This is a genomic window from Bacillus sp. CIS52, from assembly GCF_053545315.1.
The window spans coordinates 56,349-75,126 of the sequence record NZ_JBIUFR010000003.1 but is presented as its reverse complement, the minus strand read 5'-3'; the positions used below and the strand labels follow the sequence as shown (position 1 = coordinate 75,126).

Below are 18,778 nucleotides of genomic sequence, written 5' to 3'. Positions count from 1 at the left end.
GAAGCGGCTTGTATCCAAAAGCTTATATCGGCTTTTTGGCCGAATTTCACGCATCAAGAGATTATTTTGAGTGTCATGAACTGTTAGAAGAATATTGGAAAGAAAGCCCGCCTGAGGAGCGGAGCATTCATTGGGTCGGCCTGATTCAGCTAGCCGTCGCTCTGTATCACCAGCGGAGGGGAAATGAAGCCGGGGCGAAACGGCTGATCGCCAACAGCTTACGCATTCTGAGGGCTGAAAAACAGGCTGTCAGCTCTCTCGGCCTCAGCCATCCAAAGCTGATAGAGCTGATAGAGTGGCTGTCAGACGATATAAAAGCCGGCCGGCCTTACAAAAGTGTTATGCTGCCGATTACAGATGACACTCTGAAAGAAGCGTGTCTTGCCGAATGCCGCCGCAAAGGCTATACATGGGGGCAGGCCGGCGTATCAGATACCTTTCTTATTCATAAACACCGCCTGCGGGACAGGACGGATGTCATTAAGGAACGCGAACGGGAAATGGAGAGAAGAAAAAAAAGCAGAGGCTGACGGACAGCCCTGCTTTTTCTGCATAAAAACAGCTCCCGAAACCGTGAAGATTCCGGGAGCATTTGTCAGTTATTATATGAAATATCCTGATCTTTTTGATGTTGACAGCGTTCAAAAAAGCTTTGCGTTAATTCATTCGGAACGAGTGCCTCCGTTTTGAACAGACGTTTTAAGGCGTCCATCATTTGCTTTCCGATTCCTTGATGGCGGTGAGAAGGATTCACGCTGATATGGCGGATTTCAACCTCTGAGTCTTTTTTTTCAACTCCGATCGCTCCGACGATATCTTCATCCTCTTTCCAAAGAAAGAGCTGGCGGCCAGTATCCGTTTCATAGTCCTTTATTGTCTGCTGAAGCTGCTTGAGATCTTTTTCATTCGGCATAAATGACAGAAGACCCATTGCAATCTTTTCAAACGATTTTTTATAACGAATTAACATAAAAACCCCTCTATATCCAAAATGTCCATTCATGTCCTAGCAAACGGATGAATAAAGGCGATCCGTTTCCTCACATTATATCATTTTCGCCGCTGTTTTAAACGCTTTTCAACAAATTATTCAAATGAACGGTTTAGATTCGCCATTTCAATGGCGGATACTGCGCAATCCGCTCCCTTATTTCCGGCTTTTGTTCCGGCGCGTTCGATCGCCTGCTCAATGGTTTCAGTCGTTACGATACCGAAGATAACCGGGACGCCCGTCGCCGTGCCCGCTTGAGCGATGCCTTTTGCCGCTTCGTTGCAGACATAGTCATAATGCGTTGTCGCTCCTCTGATCACCGTGCCGAGTGTAATAACGGCATCGTATTTTTTCGTTTCCGCCATTTTTTTTGCCGCAAACGGGATTTCAAACGCTCCCGGCACCCAAGCAACGTCAATGTCATTTGATTCTACACCGTGGCGAAGCAATGTATCTTCCGCTCCGCTTAACAGCTTGCTCGTAATAAATTCATTAAATCTGCCGACGACGATTCCGATTTTAAGTCCTGTTCCTACTAAGTTACCTTGTATGATATTCATATGTTATCCATCCTTTTTTGTGAGATTTGTTTTTAGAAATGAAGCAAGTGTCCGAGTTTGTTCATTTTGGTTTGTAAATAATTCCTGTTATGCTCACCCGCCTCCATTTGAAGCGGCACCCGTTCTGAAATGCTCAGTCCGTATCCTTCAAGGCCGGCGATTTTCCGGGGGTTATTGGTTAAAAGTTTCATATGCTGAACCCCCAAATCGCGGAGAATCTGGGCGCCGATCCCGTAGTTGCGCAGGTCAGGCAGAAAGCCGAGCGCTTCGTTCGCTTCAACCGTGTCATACCCCTCTTCCTGCAATCGATACGCTTTCAGCTTATTGATTAAACCGATTCCTCTTCCTTCCTGACGCAAATACAATAAGACGCCTCGGCCCGCTTCGGCAATTTGCGCAAGCGCGGCATGAAGCTGAGGCCCGCAATCACAGCGGTGGGATGCAAACACATCGCCCGTCAGGCATTCTGAGTGCACTCTGACAAGAACGGGTTCGCTGCTAAACGGGACATCGCCCATAACAAAGGCGAGGTGTTCTTTTCCGTCAACCTCGTTTGTATATCCGTAAACCCGGAACGTGCCGAAGTCAGTCGGCAGCGTAATGTCAACTTCTCGGTTCACAAGTGTCGTAATGTTGTAACGGTATTCTATTAAGTCTTTTATCGTAATCATTTTCAGCCGGTGGCGTTTGGCGATTTCTGATAACTCCGGCACTCTGGCCATTGTGCCGTCTTCATTCATAATTTCACAAATGACGCCCGCTCCTTGAGAGCCGCATGCTTTTGCAAGGTCAACGGCTGCTTCCGTGTGGCCCGCCCGCTTCAGGACGCCTCCTTTTTTTGCGATTAAGGGAAAAATGTGGCCCGGACGCTGAAAATCGTCAGACACAGATTCCTCGTTCAACAGCGCCTGAATCGTAAAAGAACGTTCTTGAGCGCTGATTCCTGTTTTTGTCAGTCTGTGGTCAATGCTGACCGTAAACGCGGTTTCATGTGAGTCCGTATTATGATCGACCATCGGGTGAAGATCCAGCCGGGCGGCAATATCTTCAGAAAGCGGCGTGCAGATCAGGCCCCTCCCATGGGTCGCCATAAAATTGACCACTTCAGGTGTGGCATGCTCAGCGAGCGCTACGAAATCTCCTTCATTTTCTCTGTCTTCATCATCGACAACGATGATGACTTCACCTTTTTTCAGCGCCTCTAACGCCTCTTCTATTGGATGAAACATATTGATCTTCCTTTCTAAAAGCCGTTCTCGCTTAAAAAAGCTTCTGTGATCGTTTGATTGCTTTTCGTTTGTTCTGTTTTGTGCAAAAAGCGGTATAAGTATTTGCCGATCATGTCACACTCAATATTTACGGTCGAGCCGACTGTTTTCGTCTGAAAAATCGTTTCTGAGATGGTATGCGGAATAACAGATACCGTCACGCTTTCGTCTGATAAACCGAAAATCGTCAGGCTCACGCCGTCTACCGTAATTGAACCTTTCAAGACGAGCGTTTTCGTCAATTCAGGCGAAAGTTTCAGATCGTAATAAACCGCGTTGCTTTTTTTCTCGATCCGGGTAATTTCCGCCGTTCCGTCCACATGCCCGGATACAAAGTGGCCGCCGAAGCGTCCGTTGGCGGACATCGCTCTTTCCAGATTGACTTTGCTGCCTTTTGACAAGCCGTTCAGCGAAGTGGCTTTTACGGTTTCCGGCATGACATCAACCGTAAATTGATTATCAGAAAATCCGGTTACGGTCAGGCAGATGCCGTTTACCGCGATGCTGTCGCCAAGTTTCACATCGCTTGTCACTTTTGAAGCGGCAATGGTTAATGCCATGGAAAGGCCTGTCTTTTTGATTGCTTGGATCGTGCCTGTTTCTTCAACGATTCCTGTAAACATCGTCACCATCCTTTCCGTCTTTAGGTATGGCCGTCAATTTTATATCCGGCCCGATTTGGGTGATTTGTGTGAATTGTAAATGGGGGACATCTTTCATTGATTGAAAACCTTCACCGGAGATCAAGCTGGGAGCAAGCGTTCCTCCGATTAATTTAGGGGCGAAATAGAAATGAAGCTCCTCGAAACAGCCTTCCTTGACAAAACTTCCGTGTACGGATGCGCCGCCTTCCACATAAACGGACATTATGCCGTTTTCAGCGAGAATGCTGAGCACCTCAGGAATGTGAATGCGGTCTGTTTCAAGCGAAAAGACTTTTATTCCGAGTGCGGTCAGCCGCTCTTTCTTTTGCACGTCAACGTCTTTGGCCGTAAATATCCATGTCGGCGCGGCGCCGTCAGTGACCACATTTGCCGTTTCCGGAATGGTCAGCTTTGTATCGAGAATGACTCTGACCGGCTGCTTGACCGCATCGGGGAGCCTGCAAGTCAGACTCGGATTATCGGCTTTGACTGTGCCTGCTCCGACAAGAATGCTTTGATGCGATTTCCTGTATTGCTGGGCATCAAGCCTTGCCGCCTCTGAAGTAATCCATTTGCTGTCACCGGTTTCAGTCGCTGTTTTCCCGTCAAGGCTTGCGGCCGCTTTCAAGGTGACATACGGAAGTCCGGTCCTCATGAAGTGAAGAAACATTTTATTCAGCTCTTCTGCCTGCTGCCTGAGAATTCCCGTTTTCACTTCGATGCCCGCTGCTTCCAGCATTCTGATGCCTTTTCCGGCGACTAGCGGATTTGGATCCGTCATAGCGACAAATACCCTTTTTATCCCCGACTTTATCATCAGTTCGGCGCATGGCGGTGTTTTTCCGTAATGGCTGCAAGGCTCCAGCGTCACATACATATCTGCGTCTTTTGCGTGACTGCCTGCCATATTGATCGCGTGCACTTCCGCATGGGCTTCTCCGTATTGTAAATGGGCGCCCATTCCGACGATCTGGCCGTTTTTGACGACGACAGCACCGACAAGGGGATTGGACTGCGTCTGCCCTTCACCGCGTCTGGCAAGCTCTATTGCCGTATTCATATAATATTCTTCCATCGTTATCCCTCCCTTCTTCCACGCAATTTGGCGTCAAAAAAGCCCCGAATGTTTACACAGTTCGGGGCTTTGCCAGTTTTAATCCATAGGAAATAAGACTATACAGTAAGATTATTTTTGCATAGCTTCTCTCATCCTTCTCCCATCCAGACTTTCACTGTCGGCTTCAGCTTTTCACTGAATCCACCGTATACAGATGCATACGGGTCACGGGCTGTAAAGCGCAAAACGCCTTATTACCGCCGGTCGGGATTTTCACCCAGCCCCGAAGGATACAATCAATATTTTTTTGTCCTTATCCGCTATTATAACATCCTTTGCGGCAGGCGCAATGAATTTGCACCTGCTTTTTCAGAAAAAATAAAAAGCGCCCCTTTCCCAAAAAAGGCGCCTTTACTTATTCGTTTACTTTAACAACCTTCAATAAGCCGTCAATCCGGTTTGATTTGCTGAAATACGCTTTAATCTTATCTCCTTTTTTCACATCGGAGAGATCCTGCTTCAGCTTGTCGCCGTTAAAAATGATTTTTGTGCCGTTTGCTGCCGTGCCGTGGTATTCGGTTCCTTCTATTTTCGTAATTTTATATGTTTTCACTGTATATTCTTCTTTTTCCTGAGACAGGGTTTGTCCGATAGCCGTCGGCACGTCTTTCAGCTCAATATCGTTTATGACCATAAAACCGCCCGCCAATAATAGCAGCAGTACAAGTAAAATGGCTGCTTTTGTTTTAATTCTTCCCATTTTTCTACCTCCAGCCGTATCAATCTATTCATTACTATGTCATATTCCTTTTTTTCATGAATAGAAAACCGTTCTTCCCTGCGTGAGTTATTCATATAACGTTTCGTCAAGGGGAGATGTTTCATGTATCTGTAAAACTTTCTATCTATTAAATAGATATACGAATTTATGTTCTGTTTTTGTGGGTAGGGAGATTAATTTATATAAAAAAAGCAGTTTTCTCATAAAGAAAACTGCCGTACGGTTTATTTCGTCTTGCGGATTTCGTTAAACGGGAAGAAGACGAATTTTGATGTGCCCGCGATTTGTTTTTTCGTAAAAAGACCGAGGCCGTTGCGGCTGTCCATAGATTCTCTGCGGTTATCACCCATGACGAAATATTTGTCGTCCGGCACTTTCACCGGGCCGAAGTCTTCCGTCAGCCGGTCATAGCCGCCTTGCTTCGCTTTTTTCTTGTTTGCCGCTAAATACGGTTCGGACACTTTTTTGCCGTTGATGTACAGCTGGTCGTTTTTCATTTGCACCGTGTCGCCGGGAAGTCCGATAATCCGTTTGACATAGTGTTCGTTTTCTCCGTTCAGAACGACGATCTGGCCGCGTTTGAAGTCGCTTATGTATTTGACCGTCATATTGACAAAGATTCTCTCGCGGTCATGCAGCGTCGGTTCCATTGATCTTCCGTCAACGAGATAAGGAGCAAACAAAAAGTTGCGGATGAGCAATGCGAGAACGACAGCGATGATAATGGCTTTCGCCCAATCAAGTACGGCGCTTTTTTTAGAAGTTTTTTCTTTTTCTGATTTCAAGTGATTTCCTCCCATTAGCCATGGTCGTTTTTATTTTACCATGAATCCCTGCACAGAGGGCAAATAAGCCCCGCACCTCATCCATTTTTTTCATTTTATAAGCCGGATCTGCTGATTTTACGGTATTTTACGAAGCTTCCGATCCGCCAAATGCACAAATACACAAAAGCAAGCTCCATTGTTAAAACGGCAAATTCCGTCGCGTCAATGTTTTTGAAATATTGACTGAGTACGATACGGATCGCAATAATCGCGATAATGACATATTTAAAGTTTTTATTCCGCTTAGAGTACACAAAGCCGTCTTCCCGGATTTCATATGCGGTTTGCGACAGCATGATGAAGCCAAATACTGCGCCTAACAGCCCGGCGATGGCGAGCTCCCAAACAGCGGGAAGATGAAACGGCTTTCCGGGGATATTCATGAGCTGGCTGATGCTCAATGAAAAAATGACGGCGATAATCAAAAGCGGGAGAATGATGCCGAAGCCGCCGCCTTTAATCGGCCTGTTTCCTTTTTTCAGCCTGAACCAAAAAATAAGTGCGATAATGATAATGACAAATAAAACGGTTGCCAATTGAACCAACGTTTTTACCTCTTTTCATTCTTGTAATCGGTCTTTTACACTATACCAGAGTGACTGCCGAAGTTCATATATGTATTTTTTCATGATTTACACATGAGAATTTTCATATACATAAAAAAACCCGCCTCCATAAGGCGGGTTTTTCCGTCATTAACCTTCTACACGGACTTCTTTCATTTTGTCTCCGTTAGACATGTTTTTCGCGTGCTCTAAACCGCTTGTCACTTTTCCAAATACAGTATGAACGCCGTTTAAATGCGGCTGCGGCTCATGTACGATGAAGAATTGGCTTGAACCCGTGTCTTTACCGGCATGCGCCATTGATAAAGAACCGGCTTCGTGCTTATGCGGATTGCCTTCTGTTTCACATTTGATCGTTTTTCCGCTTCCTCCCATGCCTGTCCCAGTCGGATCTCCGCCTTGGCTGACAAAGCCCGGAATCACACGGTGGAAAATAACGCCGTCGTAGAAGCCTGTATTCGCCAGGTTTTCAAAGTTAGCGACTGTATTAGGCGCTTCATTCGGATAAAGTTCAAATTCGATTCTGCTGCCGTTCTCCATTTCGATGTAACCAGTTTTCATTCTCATTCCTACTTCCATATGTTTTTTGTCAAAGCCTTCTTCAATATGAATTTCAATTGTAAGCCGGCTTTCTTTTTGATATTCTTTTGAAGGAAGATGCGTCTGCTCTTCTTTTCGCGGCTATTATACCACACCTTCAGCCGGAAAACGAATCTCCCCGCTTCCAAAGAAAGAAAATGAAACCAGAACAGCATCACAGCCGTCTATGTAACGGAACTGCTTCACGCAGTCCCTCACAAACCGCTTCAAAACGGCATTTGTGAAAAGAAGGAGGTTAACCGCTTTGAAAAAAATGTGGATTGGATTGCTGGCGGCGGCCGCAGTATTGTGCACAATACCGAAAATCAGCCTGGCCGATGCCGCAGTCGGAGATGTTATCGTCACACTGGGGGCAGATCTGTCAAACGCAGACCGTCAGAAAGTGCTTGACGAATTAAATGTCCCTGATAACGCGACAAAGGTGACGGTCACGAATAAAGAAGAACATGAATATCTGGGAAAATATATATCGAATGCCCAAATCGGCACAAGAGCCATTTCTTCATCATCCATCACGGTGGAAAAGAAAGGGTCCGGACTTGACGTCCAAACCCATAATATTGATTCCATTACGGATGAGATGTACTTAAACGCCCTGATGACAGCAGGCGTGAAAGATGCAAAAGTATACGTGACGGCGCCGTTTGAGGTATCAGGAACCGCCGCATTGACAGGAATCATTAAGGCGTATGAAGTGTCATCAGACAAAGCGATTTCAGAAGACGTAAAACAGGTCGCCAACCAAGAGCTTGTCACAACTTCAAATCTCGGGGAAAAAATCGGAGATAAAAACGCCTCCGCGCTTATCGCAAACATTAAAGACGATTTCGCGAAAAACGGTGTGCCCGATACAAAAGAAGGAATCGAGAAAAAAGTCGATGATGCGGCATCAAACCTTAACATTACACTGACTGACGCTCAAAAAGACCAGTTAGTTTCATTGTTTAATAAAATGAAAAATGCCAAGATTGATTGGGGCCAAGTCGGCAATCAGCTCGATAAGGCAAAAGACAAAATCACAAAATTCATTCAATCCGATGAAGGCAAAAGCTTTATTCAAAAAGTCATTGATTTCTTCGCTTCAATTTGGAATGCGATCGTGTCTGTATTTACAGGAGACAGCGGATCAAGTTCTTCAAACAGCTGAGACAAAAAAGAGACCGGACTCCATTGTCCCGGTCTCTTTTTCTATTTATTGTTTGACCCCCGTCTTAAACGGCAGATCCAGCTTTACGATGTCTTCATAAGTTTCCCTTTTAATGACAAGATGCGCTTCGCCGTCTTCCACAAATACGACGGCAGGCCGCGGAATGCGGTTGTAGTTGTTAGCCATGCTGTACCCGTATGCCCCCGTGCAGAAGACGGCGAGAAGATCGCCTTCTTTCACTTCCGGAAGATCTATATCCCAGATGAGCATATCCCCGCTTTCACAGCACTTACCCGCAATGGACACCGTCGTGTCGTGGTGTTCTCCGATTCTGTTTGCCGAAACGGCTTCATATTTGGCCTGATAAAGCGCAGGACGGATATTGTCGCTCATGCCTCCGTCAACCGCTGCATATTTACGGGTGCCGGGAACTTCTTTTTGCGAGCCGATGGTATAAAGCGTCGTTCCGGCGTCGCCGACGAGCGAGCGCCCCGGTTCAATCCAAATTTCCGGAATGTCAAAAGCATGCAGCGCTGCGTTTTCTTTTACCGCTTCGATTATTTTTTCAACGTAGACGGCAGGATGAAGAGGTTCATCCTCTTCCGTGTAACGGATGCCGAAGCCGCCCCCTAAATTCAGCACTTCAGAGACGAAGCCGAAAGATTCTCTCCATTCACTCAGTTTTGCGAAGATTTTTTCTGCGGCCAGCACAAAGCCCGCCGTATCAAAAATTTGTGATCCGATGTGGCAGTGAACACCGAGAAGATGGATATGGTCTGACTGCAGCACTTGCTCAATCGCCTTTTCTATTTGCCCGTTATGCAGATCAAAGCCGAATTTGGAATCTTCCTGTCCGGTCGTAATATAATCATGCGTGTGCGCCTCTACCCCCGGGGTGATCCGCAGAAGCACATCCATGGTGCGCCCTGATTTGCTGCACAGTTCCGCGAGTAAGGATATTTCATAAAAATTATCAACGACGATGCAGCCGATTTGATGATCGAGCGCCATTTTCAATTCTTCTCTGCTTTTGTTATTGCCGTGAAAATGAATCCGTTCAGCCGGAAAACCAGCCGAAACCGCCGTAAACAGCTCTCCGCCGGATACAACGTCCAGTGAGAGCCCCTCCTGCTCAGCAAGCTGTATCATTGCAACGGAGGAAAACGCCTTGCTCGCGTATGCGACCTGCGCTTTTAAATCCGCGTCAATGAATGCCTGTTTAAAGCTTTTAGCGCGCTCACGTATTAAAGCCACGTCATAAACATAAAGAGGCGTGCCATAATGCTCAGCTAAATACAGGGCATCCACACCTCCGATTTCCAGATGACCTAGTTTGTTTTGTCTGCTTGTGCCATGTAAGAACAATGCTCATTCCCTCTTTCTGATCCGCATATGGGTGAAAAGGACAGCTTTTTTTGAGCTGTCCTTATACAAGTCCCGCATAAGTTAAGACATACAATATCATAATCTTCTGTCGGTTTCAATGCGATTATGAACCGCTTGGCTGTCTTTGACGGTCTTTCGGGTGAACAATGCTCGGTCTGACTTTCGCTCCCGGCACTGTCGTCCTGACGAGCACCTGCCACAGCGCCTTTCCGTTAAACGGTAAAAACGGCCATAAATACGGTGTATGAAACGAGCGGATACCCGCCATTAAAATCAGCAGCAATGTAAAGCCGATAACAAAACCTTTTACTTTAAAAATGGCCACGAGCACCATTAAGATGAGACGTATCATTTTATTAGCGAGGCTGAGTTCATAGCTCGGCGTGGTAAATGATCCGATGGCGGCGATCGATACGTACAGAATGACTTCGGCGGAAAACAGCCCCACCGCTATGGCAATTTGTCCGATCAGCACTGCCGCTATCAGGCCCATGGCAGTCGATAAGGCGGTCGGCGTATGGATCGCGGCCATCCTGAGAAACTCAATCCCCAAATCAGCCAGAAAGATCTGCAGAATGATCGGAATGTGCGTATTTTTATTTAAGCCGATAAAATCCAATCTTTCAGGCAAAAGTGACGGGTCGAGAACAAAGAGGAACCAGATCGGAAGCAGAACAGTTGAAGCGATAATACCGAAAAACCTGATCCATCTTAAAAATGTTCCGACAGAAGGCGCCTGTCTGTATTCTTCCGCATGCTGAACGTGGTGAAAAATCGTTGTGGGCGTTATGATTACGCTCGGTGACGTATCAACGACGATAATGACGTGCCCTTCTAATATATGATTGGCGGCCACATCAGGACGCTCCGTGTATCTGACCATCGGAAACGGGTTATAGCCTTGTTTGACGATAAATTCTTCCACCGTTTTATCCGCCATCGTCAGTCCGTCAATGTCAATCGCATTCACTTCGTTTTCAACGATGCTGACAAGGTCCGGATCCGCGATGTCCTCTATATACACAATGGCAAGATCCGTTTTAGAACGCTCGCCGACTTTCGTAATTTTGACGCGGAGCCTTTCGTCTCTGATCCTTCTTCTGATTAACGCTGTATTAATGACGATACTTTCGATAAATCCGTCTCTTGCCCCGCGAACGACTTTCTCTGTATCCGGTTCTTCGGGTGTGCGTCCGGGGTAATTTCTGACATCAACGACGAAGGCGAAACCGGCGTCTTCTACGATAACGGCCACAAGTCCGGAAAGCACTTGATCCGTCGCTTCGTCGAGCGTTTTGACTTTTTGGACCTGCTGGTTCACAAGCCTGTTTTCAACAACATCAAGCGCTTCATCCGCGTTCTCGTCATAATTATTGACATCGACGAGTTGTTCTATTAAATGAATGATAAACAATGTATCGGTTAACCCATTGACAAAGTAAATCTGGACTTCCCGGTCTAATACTTGAACTTTGCGGACTCCGATATCGTAGCTCGTCCCCATACCGACGCGGTCTTTAAAAAATTGTTCATTTTTTCTAGGATCCCGGTATACTTTTATCATGTTTTCCGGTTTTTCCGGCATGATATTCGCTCCTTTCTAAAATGAATTCGACAGCCTTCATCGTGATCGGCGAGCCTTTGGATATGTCATCTTTTCTTCCCATTTTTCCTATATCGCCGATGCCCACAACGAGGGGAACGTCCAGTTTGTCAAGACAATACACCGTATCTCCGTTCATTCTGTGCTCATCCATTTCTCTCATTCCGGTTTTATCGACGCCAAACTCCGTCACTTCTCCATCACGGTCAATGGAGACATCGACTTTTGTCCATTCAGCCTGATGGGTTTTAGAAGCGACGGCAATCACCCCAAGCACTTCAATGTCTTGATGTGAGGCGACATATTTCAGCGCCGTTTCGCCCGGCCCTTCCCCTTGCAGGCCGGAATCGTCAAACATGACAAACACCGGGTCATGCGGCGCGGCTTTAATCAGCTGAACGAGTTCCGGGCCGGTTCTGGTTGACGGATTGCCTTTTGATTGGGAAATACATCGTCCGCCTGCTTTTTCCGCGGCATATTCAATCGTTTTAGCGGCGTATACGTCTCCGTCTGTCACAAGGATGACCTTCCGTTTCGTCATCAGACATTATCCTTTCGGTTTAAAAATAACGGCAACAAGAAATGCGAATAAAATCGCTGAAGATATACCGGCGGAGGTCAGTTCAAAAATCCCCATGGCGATCCCGATAAATCCATGCTCGTGAGCCTGATGCATGGCGCCGTGCAATAAGCTGTGACCGAAGCTGACGATGGGCACCGTCGCGCCCGCACCTGCGAATTCGATAAATTTGTCATATATTCCGAACCCATCCAACAAGGCGCCGATGACGACAAAAGTTGTCATCACATGGGCGGGTGTCAGTTTAAAAATGTCAAGCAGCAGCTGACCGATAATGCATATGATTCCCCCGCAAACAAAAGCCAACAGATATTCCATTTATGATGCACCTCCCGCCCGCTCAAATACCACACCGTGCGCGATGGTCGGAATGGTTTCCTTCTGCTGAATCATTGTCGGACTTAAAAGTGCTCCTGTCGCGACAACGAGAACCCTGTTAAGAGAGCCCGATTTCAGTTGATTAAAGATATGTGTGTACGTAACGAGCGCGGAGCAGGCGCAGCCGCTTCCGCCCGCAAACACCTGCTGATCCGGCGTATAGATGAGAAGACCGCAGTCATCGTGTTTCGTTCCGGCGGGATAGCCTTCTTCCTTAAGCAAATCTTTTAAGATCGGCGAGCCTACGCCTGAAAGATCTCCCGTTAAAATCAGATCGTAATCATCCGCCGTGCGGTTCAAATCCTTCAGGTGCTGTTTGATTGTATCGGCGGCAGCGGGCGCCATGGCTGAGCCCATATCAAACGGGTCTGTAATTCCGAGGTCGCTTACTTTTCCCACTGTCGCGCTTGTAATCCGGATATCTGAAGGGTTTTGGCTGATGATGACCGCCCCGCCCCCCGTGACCGTCGAAGTGGCAGTATCCGGCTTTTGCCCGCCATACTCCGTCGGATTACGGAATTGTCTTTCAGCCGTCGCATTATGGCTGCTCGTCGCTGCAATCGCCCGGTTCGCAAAACCGCCGTCAATAAGCGCGGATGCGACGGCGACCGTTTCCATTGACGTCGAGCAGGCGCCGAACAGGCAGAGGAACGGAATTTTCAGATGTCTTGCGACGTAATTGGCCGTCACATTTTGATTTAAAAGATCGCCAGCAAGTAACAAATCGATGTCGCTCTTTTTCAAATTCTGTTTTTGCAAAGCGGAGTTGATGGCATCTTCCATTAATTGACGTTCCGCCATTTCCCAGTTTTTCTGATTGCAATGCATTTCATCGTATGTTTTATCAAACAGCGAGCCGAGCGGGCCGTCTTTTTCTTTCGGTCCGGCTGCCGTTCCCGCCGCATTTATAAATAACGGGTTTTCAAACACCCAGGTTTGCTTTCCGGTCAATTTCATTTTTTCTCCTCCTATGAAAACAGTTTTTCACAAGCAAACCGTATCAGGCCTACGATATAGGCCGCCACGACGCCGAATACAATGACGTTTCCCGCCAGTTTAAACATGTTTGTCGCTACACCGAGCACAAGCCCTTCACTTCTGTGTTCCAGAGCCGCGCTTGTCATACTGTTTGCAAACCCCGTCACCGGCACGGCTGAACCCGCTCCGGCAAACTGACCGAGCCTGTCATAAATGCCGAATCCGGTCAAGAGGGCGGAAATTAAAATAAGAGTGGCGGACGTCGGGTTTCCCGCTGTTTTTTCATTAAAATTAAAAAAATGGATGTAAAAGTCTTGAAGAGCCTGCCCGATCAGACAAATCAAACCGCCGATCAGAAAGGCTTTGACACAATTCCAGACGTATGGCGGTTTCGGCTGATAGTCTTTCACTTTTGTTTTGTAATTTTCTTTTAAGTTTGTCACGTCTGTTCCTCCTTATGAATGATGGATAAAATACAGCCAATGAAATAATGAGCCGGCTATTTTGCCGAACACGATGGCCATCAGCAAAATGATGATTTTGCTCCCGAAACCGATCCGTTTGGCAAGAATGGGAAGCACGTTCAGCACTTCTGTAAGCGCCGCGGCCAGCATGCCGACAAACATGCCGGCCAGAAGCCCGACCGGAACGGCAAGCCATTCAGATAAAAAAAAATGATTCATATTTAAGGTTTCCCAGCCGCCGAACACCGCCCCGGAAATAACAGCCCCTTCGTAGGCCTGTACAAAGCGCATGGTTTTTGTCAGCTGCATAAGGCGGGGGATGATTCCCATAACGGTTAAAAAAGCCACAAAGCCCGCTCCCACGGTCAGCCCGCCGCCAAGCCCGACAAACATAACGAAAAGAATGCTAACGATCATGCAGATCTTTCATCGTCTCTTCGTTTTCGTGTATTGCGACATAATGATCGAGATCAAGCTGATAATTAAACATCTCGACCTCCAGCGGACTTGGCTCTTCATTCAGGCGTTTTTTAAAGATGTGATTAAAAAAGACGATCATCCCGAGACCGAGGCCGATGCTGTACGGAATCTGAAGCAGGTACGGATACTCATTGCGCCTGCCCGTGATGATTTCATATAAGGCAATATGAACTTCTCTCATGCTGACATCTTCATGAAAATTCATAATGGCGAGACATGAACCGATAAAAAGCAGCAGCCAGACACCGACAAACAAAACGGCTGACAGCTGCTTTTTCTGGTAATGGATTTCCACTATCGTTTCAGCGCCGCCGACGGTCTGCACATCAAGAGCGGGAAAAGCGGTATGAATGGCCTTCAGCACTTTTATGATGTCCAGCACGACGATATTTTTGTCTTTTTTCGTGATCTGATACAGCGGCAGTGCCGACAGTTTTTTTTTCAGCTTTTGCTGTCCTGCGATCTGGGCGGCGTCACCGACTGTGATGATATCTCCGGTATGAGCCTTCACGCGGTGGCGAAGTCTGAGAAATATTCGCCTTTCCATCTTGCATCACCATCTTTCGGGTGGTTATATATGTAGTATGTGGTTCACTTTTGTTCTCATTCATCAGCAGCAAAAGACCATAAATTACCATTCAGGCGCAAATAAAAAAAGCCGGCCTGTAAAAGGTCAGCTTTCCGTATGATCCATCTGCACTTTAATCTGCTTTAATATTTTTTTCTCCAGCCTCGATACCTGCACTTGTGAAATCCCGAGCCGTTCGGCTACTTCCGACTGCGTCTGATCCTTGTAATACCTCAGATAGACAATGAGCTTTTCCCGTTCTTCCAAATCACTGATCGCTTCCTTGAGAGCGATTTTGTCAAACCACTTCTCTTCTGAATGATCGGCGATCTGATCGAGCAGGGTGATCGGGTCTCCGTCATTTTCATACACCGTTTCATGAATGGACGAAGGCGCCCGCACTGCTTCCTGCGCAAGCACCACGTCCTCCGCGTCAATTTCCAGGTGGTCAGCGATTTCCTGGACTGTCGGCACTCTTCCGTATGTTTTTGACAGTTCATCTTTCGCCCGGCGGATTTTATTGCCGAGCTCTTTCAAAGATCTTGATACTTTGACGGTTCCGTCATCCCGGATGAAGCGCTGGATTTCTCCGATAATCATCGGCACGGCATAAGTTGAAAAACGGACATCATAGGACAAATCGAATTTATCAACGGATTTTAACAACCCGATACAGCCGATCTGAAACAGATCGTCCGGCTCATAGCCTCTGTTTAAGAACCTTTGCACGACGGACCATACAAGACGCATGTTTTTTTCTATGAGGAGGTCTCTTGCCTGCTGGTCGCCCTCTTGGCTCTTTTTGATCAATTCTTTGACTTCATGGTCCTTGAGCTGCGCGTTTTTGCTGTTTTTCTTAACCTCCACATCCATAACAAATCTCCTTAATTACAAAGCGCTTTGCTTTTTGATAGGTGTTTTGTTAAGCGTATCGTCGTCCCCATCTCTGGCGAGGAATCAATCGAGACATCATCCATGAAGTTTTCCATAATGGTAAAGCCCATTCCGGAGCGCTCAAGCTCGGGTTTTGTCGTAAAGAGCGGCTGGCGCGCTTCATCAAGATCCGTGATCCCGAGGCCTTCGTCACGTATGGTCAGATAGACGACATGATCCTCCAGGGTAACGGAGATGTACACCTTTCCGTCGCAGTTTTCTTCATAGCCGTGGATGATTGCGTTTGTTACCGCTTCTGATACGACGGTTTTGATTTCTGTCAGCTCGTCCATCGTCGGGTCGAGCTGCGCGATAAAAGAAGCAACCGTTACACGTGCAAACGATTCATTCTGACTGAGGGCTGAAAATTCAAGATGCATCTCGTTTTTCATGATGCCACCCCCAGCGTTAAAAGCGCTTTTTGTTCTGATTGTTCGAACCTGATGATTTTAAACAGGCCCGACATGTCAAACAGACGTCTCACCGCAGGCGAAATCGCGCACACGACCATCTCTCCGCCGAGCTGTTTAATTTGTTTATAACGCCCTAAAATCACGCCGAGGCCGGAGCTGTCCATGAAGGAAAGATCTTCAAGGTTCAGCACGATGTGACGGATGCCGTCAGCCTCCAGCGATTCAGCAACCTTTTGTTTTAATGATTCTGCCGTATGGTGGTCGAGTTCACCAGTTAATCGAATACAAAGCACGGATTCTTTGACATGCAAGTCAATTCCAAGGCTCATGCTCATTCCTCCTTGATATGATCGGATAATGAGTGTTTCGATTTTCGGGAATGCAATTCCTTCACTATGACAAAACTAGTGCCCGTTCGCCACGATTATTTAAATTTTGTCCAATCTCCCATCGTCCGCTTCAGAAAAGTGAGAAAACCCGCTTTTTCCATGTCGTCTTTTGCCGTGACCGGGCTTTCAACGAGCACTTTTCCGTCTTTTTTCAGCACGAGGCTGCCAAGCACCTCCCCTTTTTTAACCGGGGCCGTTATATTGCTGTTGATTTTCACTTCTTTTTTTACTTTGTCCATGTTCTCTCCCTTTTTGGCCAGGAGGGAAATCGGTTCAGATGTGGTCAGCTTGATCAGTTTCTGTTTTCCTTTTTTCACTTTTACCGTTCCGATGATTTGATTCCGTTTATACAGCGGGTGTGTTTTGAACTGGCTGAAAGCATAATCAAGCATTTTTGTCACTTGGGCATTTCTTTCTTTCGGAGTGCTGGCTCCGAAAACAACTGCGATGACCCTCATATTTCCTTTTTTAGCGGTGGCGGTTAAACAATACTTTGCTTCACCTGTAAAACCCGTTTTCACACCGTCAACACCCGGATAAAATTTGATCAGCCGGTTTGTATTGACGAGCCAGAACTTTTTGTCTGTGTTTTCTCTTAAATAATCTTCATACGTTCCCGTAAATTGAGTGATTTTATCATACTTCAATAATTCCTTCGCCATTTTCGCCATGTCATAAGCAGAGCTGTAGTGGCCTTTTTCAGGCAATCCCGTCGGGTTTTTGAAGGAGGTATCTTTCAATCCCAATTCTTTTGCTTTTTTGTTCATCTGATTGACGAAATCCTCTTCCGAACCGGCGATATACTCTGCCATCGCGACGGATGCGTCATTTCCGGAAGCTATCGCAATTCCTTTGAGCATTTCTTTTACCGTCATTTCCTCACCGGGTTCGAGGAAAATCTGCGATCCGCCCATGGACGCGGCATGCTCACTCGTCCTGACTTTATCGCTCATCTTAATGTTACCTTTGTCAAGCGCTTCCATAATTAAAAGCATGGTCATGATTTTTGTCATGCTCGCCGGCGCCAGACGCTCCCGGCTGTTCTTGTTGTAAAGAATGTTTCCCGTATCGCGTTCAATCAGCACTGCGCTTTTGGCTTCATGAGCGAGCTCCGATGTATGTTTTCCGTCCGGCTTTGCAAAAGCGGACGGTGCTGATGCGGTTATTAAAATGCCAATCAACAAAGTGGATATAAGACGTTTCATCTCCAAAGCCCTCCATTTCATAATCCTTTTTATTTTTTCCAAGCCCGGTGGTTTTATACGCCTCATCTGGAAAATGTTTCGTTTTGAGGACATAAAAAAACAGCTGCTTCCGAAGAAACAGCTGATCTATGCTGATTTAGTTTTGAGATCGTGCAACTACGGCTTTTACAAGCTTCAAAAAGCCGCCTTTTACTTTTTCCGTCATTTCCATTACTTCATCATGGGATAACGGCTGGTCAAGAATGCCGGCTGCCGCGTTGGAAATGCACGAGATGCCAAGCACACGCATTCCCGCGTGGTTGGCGACGATGACTTCCGGCACGGTCGACATTCCGACAGCATCAGACCCCATCGTTCTTAAAAACCGGACTTCAGCCGGCGTTTCGTAAGATGGCCCCGTAACAGCCGTGTATACACCTTTTTGAACAGGGATGCCAAGCTCAGCCGCCGTTTTTTCAGCCAAGCCTGACAGCTCTTTGTCATAGGCTTCTGACATGTCCGGGAATCTGGCTCCGAATTCCGCTTCGTTCGGCCCGATTAACGGGTTGGTGCCCGTAAAGTTGATATGGTCGGTAATAATCATCAGATCACCGGCGCGGAAGTCAGTGTTGATACCGCCCGCTGCGTTCGTCACGATGAGAGATTCAACGCCGAGCGCCTTCATCACGCGGACCGGAAACGTTACCTGATCCATTGAGTAACCTTCATAATAATGAAAGCGGCCCTGCATCGCGATGACCTGCACACCTTCAAGCGTTCCCATCACAAGCTGGCCGGCATGGCCTTCTACCGTTGAGACCGGAAAATCAGGGATCGTTTCATATGTAAGCTTGACAGCTCCTTCAATTTCATCGGCCAATACGCCGAGCCCTGAACCTAAAATCAGACCGATCTTAGGTGTTTCTTTCACGTGTTCTTTAATAAATGCAGCAGCACGTTCGATCTTTTGTTTCAAAAAAA

General features: G+C 46.9%; 24 protein-coding genes and 1 riboswitch. Of the genes, 2 read left to right on the top strand and 22 right to left on the bottom strand.

The features are described from left to right. The first annotated feature begins 8 nt into the window (after nucleotides 1–8). Complete coding sequence (locus tag ACH32G_RS13140; protein ID WP_045925492.1) at nucleotides 9–530, top strand: DUF309 domain-containing protein; 522 nt, start codon at nucleotides 9–11, stop codon at nucleotides 528–530. 65 nt (nucleotides 531–595) lie between these two features. Here ACH32G_RS13140 and ribT read toward each other — a convergent pair whose 3' ends face one another. From ribT to ACH32G_RS13095, 9 genes are all read right to left on the bottom strand, one after another. Next, on the bottom strand, nucleotides 596–970 hold the full coding sequence (ribT, locus tag ACH32G_RS13135) for a GNAT family N-acetyltransferase RibT (RefSeq protein ID WP_003153373.1): 375 nt from the start codon (nucleotides 968–970) through the stop codon (nucleotides 596–598). A gap of 116 nt (nucleotides 971–1,086) precedes the next feature. Then, nucleotides 1,087–1,551, bottom strand: coding sequence for a 6,7-dimethyl-8-ribityllumazine synthase (gene ribH / locus ACH32G_RS13130; RefSeq protein WP_003153372.1), 465 nt, complete (start codon nucleotides 1,549–1,551; stop codon nucleotides 1,087–1,089). 32 nt (nucleotides 1,552–1,583) lie between these two features. Further along, nucleotides 1,584–2,780 (bottom strand): bifunctional 3,4-dihydroxy-2-butanone-4-phosphate synthase/GTP cyclohydrolase II, encoded by a 1,197-nt coding sequence (locus tag ACH32G_RS13125; protein ID WP_045925493.1) that lies wholly within the window; start codon nucleotides 2,778–2,780, stop codon nucleotides 1,584–1,586. Between the two features lie 14 nt (nucleotides 2,781–2,794). After that, complete coding sequence (gene ribE, locus ACH32G_RS13120) at nucleotides 2,795–3,442, bottom strand: riboflavin synthase (RefSeq protein ID WP_045925494.1); 648 nt, start codon at nucleotides 3,440–3,442, stop codon at nucleotides 2,795–2,797. Beyond that, the gene (gene ribD / locus ACH32G_RS13115) at nucleotides 3,423–4,538 is read right to left on the bottom strand and encodes a bifunctional diaminohydroxyphosphoribosylaminopyrimidine deaminase/5-amino-6-(5-phosphoribosylamino)uracil reductase RibD (RefSeq protein WP_016939145.1); all 1,116 of its coding nucleotides are present in this window, start codon (nucleotides 4,536–4,538) and stop codon (nucleotides 3,423–3,425) included. The genes ribE and ribD overlap by 20 nt, the downstream gene beginning before the upstream one ends. A 130-nt stretch (nucleotides 4,539–4,668) precedes the next feature. Next, nucleotides 4,669–4,815: riboswitch (FMN riboswitch) on the bottom strand. 120 nt (nucleotides 4,816–4,935) lie between these two features. Next, entirely contained in the window at nucleotides 4,936–5,280 is a 345-nt protein-coding gene (locus ACH32G_RS13110) for a hypothetical protein (RefSeq protein WP_016939146.1), read from the bottom strand. A gap of 245 nt (nucleotides 5,281–5,525) precedes the next feature. Then, the gene (gene lepB / locus ACH32G_RS13105; protein ID WP_032864909.1) at nucleotides 5,526–6,101 is read right to left on the bottom strand and encodes a signal peptidase I; all 576 of its coding nucleotides are present in this window, start codon (nucleotides 6,099–6,101) and stop codon (nucleotides 5,526–5,528) included. An 80-nt stretch (nucleotides 6,102–6,181) separates the two neighbouring features. Next, nucleotides 6,182–6,673, bottom strand: a complete 492-nt coding sequence (locus ACH32G_RS13100) for a CcdC protein domain-containing protein (RefSeq protein ID WP_016939148.1) — start codon at nucleotides 6,671–6,673, stop codon at nucleotides 6,182–6,184. A gap of 150 nt (nucleotides 6,674–6,823) precedes the next feature. Further along, complete coding sequence (locus ACH32G_RS13095) at nucleotides 6,824–7,255, bottom strand: peptidylprolyl isomerase (RefSeq protein ID WP_038463262.1); 432 nt, start codon at nucleotides 7,253–7,255, stop codon at nucleotides 6,824–6,826. Nucleotides 7,256–7,538: 283 nt separating this feature from the next. On the opposite strand from ACH32G_RS13095, the gene ACH32G_RS13090 reads away from it, so the two are divergent. Beyond that, complete coding sequence (locus ACH32G_RS13090) at nucleotides 7,539–8,441, top strand: DUF1002 domain-containing protein (RefSeq protein WP_448814429.1); 903 nt, start codon at nucleotides 7,539–7,541, stop codon at nucleotides 8,439–8,441. A gap of 45 nt (nucleotides 8,442–8,486) precedes the next feature. Here ACH32G_RS13090 and lysA read toward each other — a convergent pair whose 3' ends face one another. The 13 genes from lysA to ACH32G_RS13025 form a co-directional block, all read right to left on the bottom strand. Next, the gene (gene lysA, locus ACH32G_RS13085) at nucleotides 8,487–9,806 is read right to left on the bottom strand and encodes a diaminopimelate decarboxylase (protein ID WP_047475694.1); all 1,320 of its coding nucleotides are present in this window, start codon (nucleotides 9,804–9,806) and stop codon (nucleotides 8,487–8,489) included. A gap of 124 nt (nucleotides 9,807–9,930) precedes the next feature. Then, nucleotides 9,931–11,412, bottom strand: a complete 1,482-nt coding sequence (locus ACH32G_RS13080) for a spore germination protein (RefSeq protein WP_045925497.1) — start codon at nucleotides 11,410–11,412, stop codon at nucleotides 9,931–9,933. Next, complete coding sequence (locus tag ACH32G_RS13075) at nucleotides 11,366–11,974, bottom strand: stage V sporulation protein AE (RefSeq protein WP_095241744.1); 609 nt, start codon at nucleotides 11,972–11,974, stop codon at nucleotides 11,366–11,368. Before ACH32G_RS13075 ends, ACH32G_RS13080 begins: the two co-directional genes overlap by 47 nt. Nucleotides 11,975–11,977: 3 nt before the next feature. Next, nucleotides 11,978–12,328, bottom strand: a complete 351-nt coding sequence (gene spoVAE, locus ACH32G_RS13070; RefSeq protein WP_007409415.1) for a stage V sporulation protein AE — start codon at nucleotides 12,326–12,328, stop codon at nucleotides 11,978–11,980. Then, nucleotides 12,329–13,345, bottom strand: a complete 1,017-nt coding sequence (gene spoVAD, locus ACH32G_RS13065) for a stage V sporulation protein AD (protein ID WP_016939156.1) — start codon at nucleotides 13,343–13,345, stop codon at nucleotides 12,329–12,331. Between the two features lie 11 nt (nucleotides 13,346–13,356). Continuing rightward, nucleotides 13,357–13,809, bottom strand: a complete 453-nt coding sequence (spoVAC, locus tag ACH32G_RS13060; RefSeq protein WP_007612334.1) for a stage V sporulation protein AC — start codon at nucleotides 13,807–13,809, stop codon at nucleotides 13,357–13,359. A 12-nt stretch (nucleotides 13,810–13,821) separates the two neighbouring features. Continuing rightward, nucleotides 13,822–14,247: a stage V sporulation protein AB gene (locus tag ACH32G_RS13055; RefSeq protein ID WP_007409413.1), complete on the bottom strand. Its 426-nt coding sequence runs from the start codon at nucleotides 14,245–14,247 to the stop codon at nucleotides 13,822–13,824. Beyond that, the gene (locus ACH32G_RS13050) at nucleotides 14,237–14,857 is read right to left on the bottom strand and encodes a stage V sporulation protein AA (protein WP_016939157.1); all 621 of its coding nucleotides are present in this window, start codon (nucleotides 14,855–14,857) and stop codon (nucleotides 14,237–14,239) included. Before ACH32G_RS13050 ends, ACH32G_RS13055 begins: the two co-directional genes overlap by 11 nt. Before the next feature lie 126 nt (nucleotides 14,858–14,983). Further along, nucleotides 14,984–15,751, bottom strand: a complete 768-nt coding sequence (gene sigF, locus ACH32G_RS13045; protein ID WP_003153348.1) for an RNA polymerase sporulation sigma factor SigF — start codon at nucleotides 15,749–15,751, stop codon at nucleotides 14,984–14,986. A gap of 11 nt (nucleotides 15,752–15,762) precedes the next feature. Next, on the bottom strand, nucleotides 15,763–16,203 hold the full coding sequence (spoIIAB, locus tag ACH32G_RS13040; protein WP_448814428.1) for an anti-sigma F factor: 441 nt from the start codon (nucleotides 16,201–16,203) through the stop codon (nucleotides 15,763–15,765). Beyond that, nucleotides 16,200–16,553 carry an anti-sigma F factor antagonist gene (gene spoIIAA, locus ACH32G_RS13035; RefSeq protein ID WP_016939160.1) on the bottom strand — a complete coding sequence of 118 codons (354 nt, stop codon included), beginning with the start codon at nucleotides 16,551–16,553 and terminating at the stop codon, nucleotides 16,200–16,202. Before spoIIAA ends, spoIIAB begins: the two co-directional genes overlap by 4 nt. Before the next feature lie 95 nt (nucleotides 16,554–16,648). Next, on the bottom strand, nucleotides 16,649–17,818 hold the full coding sequence (locus tag ACH32G_RS13030; RefSeq protein WP_045925499.1) for a D-alanyl-D-alanine carboxypeptidase family protein: 1,170 nt from the start codon (nucleotides 17,816–17,818) through the stop codon (nucleotides 16,649–16,651). A gap of 136 nt (nucleotides 17,819–17,954) precedes the next feature. Then, nucleotides 17,955–18,773 carry a purine-nucleoside phosphorylase gene (locus ACH32G_RS13025; protein ID WP_045925500.1) on the bottom strand — a complete coding sequence of 273 codons (819 nt, stop codon included), beginning with the start codon at nucleotides 18,771–18,773 and terminating at the stop codon, nucleotides 17,955–17,957. Nucleotides 18,774–18,778 lie beyond the last annotated feature (5 nt).

What these genes read in the sequence shown, in the direction of transcription:
- ribT (WP_003153373.1), bottom strand. Translation starts at nt 970, where the DNA reads ATGTTAATTCGTTATAAAAAATCGTTTGAAAAGATTGCAATGGGTCTT.
- ribH (WP_003153372.1), bottom strand. Translation starts at nt 1,551, where the DNA reads ATGAATATCATACAAGGTAACTTAGTAGGAACAGGACTTAAAATCGGA.
- ACH32G_RS13125 (WP_045925493.1), bottom strand. Translation starts at nt 2,780, where the DNA reads ATGTTTCATCCAATAGAAGAGGCGTTAGAGGCGCTGAAAAAAGGTGAA.
- ribE (WP_045925494.1), bottom strand. Translation starts at nt 3,442, where the DNA reads ATGTTTACAGGAATCGTTGAAGAAACAGGCACGATCCAAGCAATCAAA.
- ribD (WP_016939145.1), bottom strand. Translation starts at nt 4,538, where the DNA reads ATGGAAGAATATTATATGAATACGGCAATAGAGCTTGCCAGACGCGGT.
- ACH32G_RS13110 (WP_016939146.1), bottom strand. Translation starts at nt 5,280, where the DNA reads ATGGGAAGAATTAAAACAAAAGCAGCCATTTTACTTGTACTGCTGCTA.
- lepB (WP_032864909.1), bottom strand. Translation starts at nt 6,101, where the DNA reads ATGGGAGGAAATCACTTGAAATCAGAAAAAGAAAAAACTTCTAAAAAA.
- ACH32G_RS13095 (WP_038463262.1), bottom strand. Translation starts at nt 7,255, where the DNA reads ATGAAAACTGGTTACATCGAAATGGAGAACGGCAGCAGAATCGAATTT.
- ACH32G_RS13080 (WP_045925497.1), bottom strand. Translation starts at nt 11,412, where the DNA reads ATGCCGGAAAAACCGGAAAACATGATAAAAGTATACCGGGATCCTAGA.
- spoVAE (WP_007409415.1), bottom strand. Translation starts at nt 12,328, where the DNA reads ATGGAATATCTGTTGGCTTTTGTTTGCGGGGGAATCATATGCATTATC.
- spoVAD (WP_016939156.1), bottom strand. Translation starts at nt 13,345, where the DNA reads ATGAAATTGACCGGAAAGCAAACCTGGGTGTTTGAAAACCCGTTATTT.
- ACH32G_RS13055 (WP_007409413.1), bottom strand. Translation starts at nt 14,247, where the DNA reads ATGATCGTTAGCATTCTTTTCGTTATGTTTGTCGGGCTTGGCGGCGGG.
- ACH32G_RS13050 (WP_016939157.1), bottom strand. Translation starts at nt 14,857, where the DNA reads ATGGAAAGGCGAATATTTCTCAGACTTCGCCACCGCGTGAAGGCTCAT.
- sigF (WP_003153348.1), bottom strand. Translation starts at nt 15,751, where the DNA reads ATGGATGTGGAGGTTAAGAAAAACAGCAAAAACGCGCAGCTCAAGGAC.
- spoIIAB (WP_448814428.1), bottom strand. Translation starts at nt 16,203, where the DNA reads ATGAAAAACGAGATGCATCTTGAATTTTCAGCCCTCAGTCAGAATGAA.
- spoIIAA (WP_016939160.1), bottom strand. Translation starts at nt 16,553, where the DNA reads ATGAGCCTTGGAATTGACTTGCATGTCAAAGAATCCGTGCTTTGTATT.
- ACH32G_RS13030 (WP_045925499.1), bottom strand. Translation starts at nt 17,818, where the DNA reads ATGAAACGTCTTATATCCACTTTGTTGATTGGCATTTTAATAACCGCA.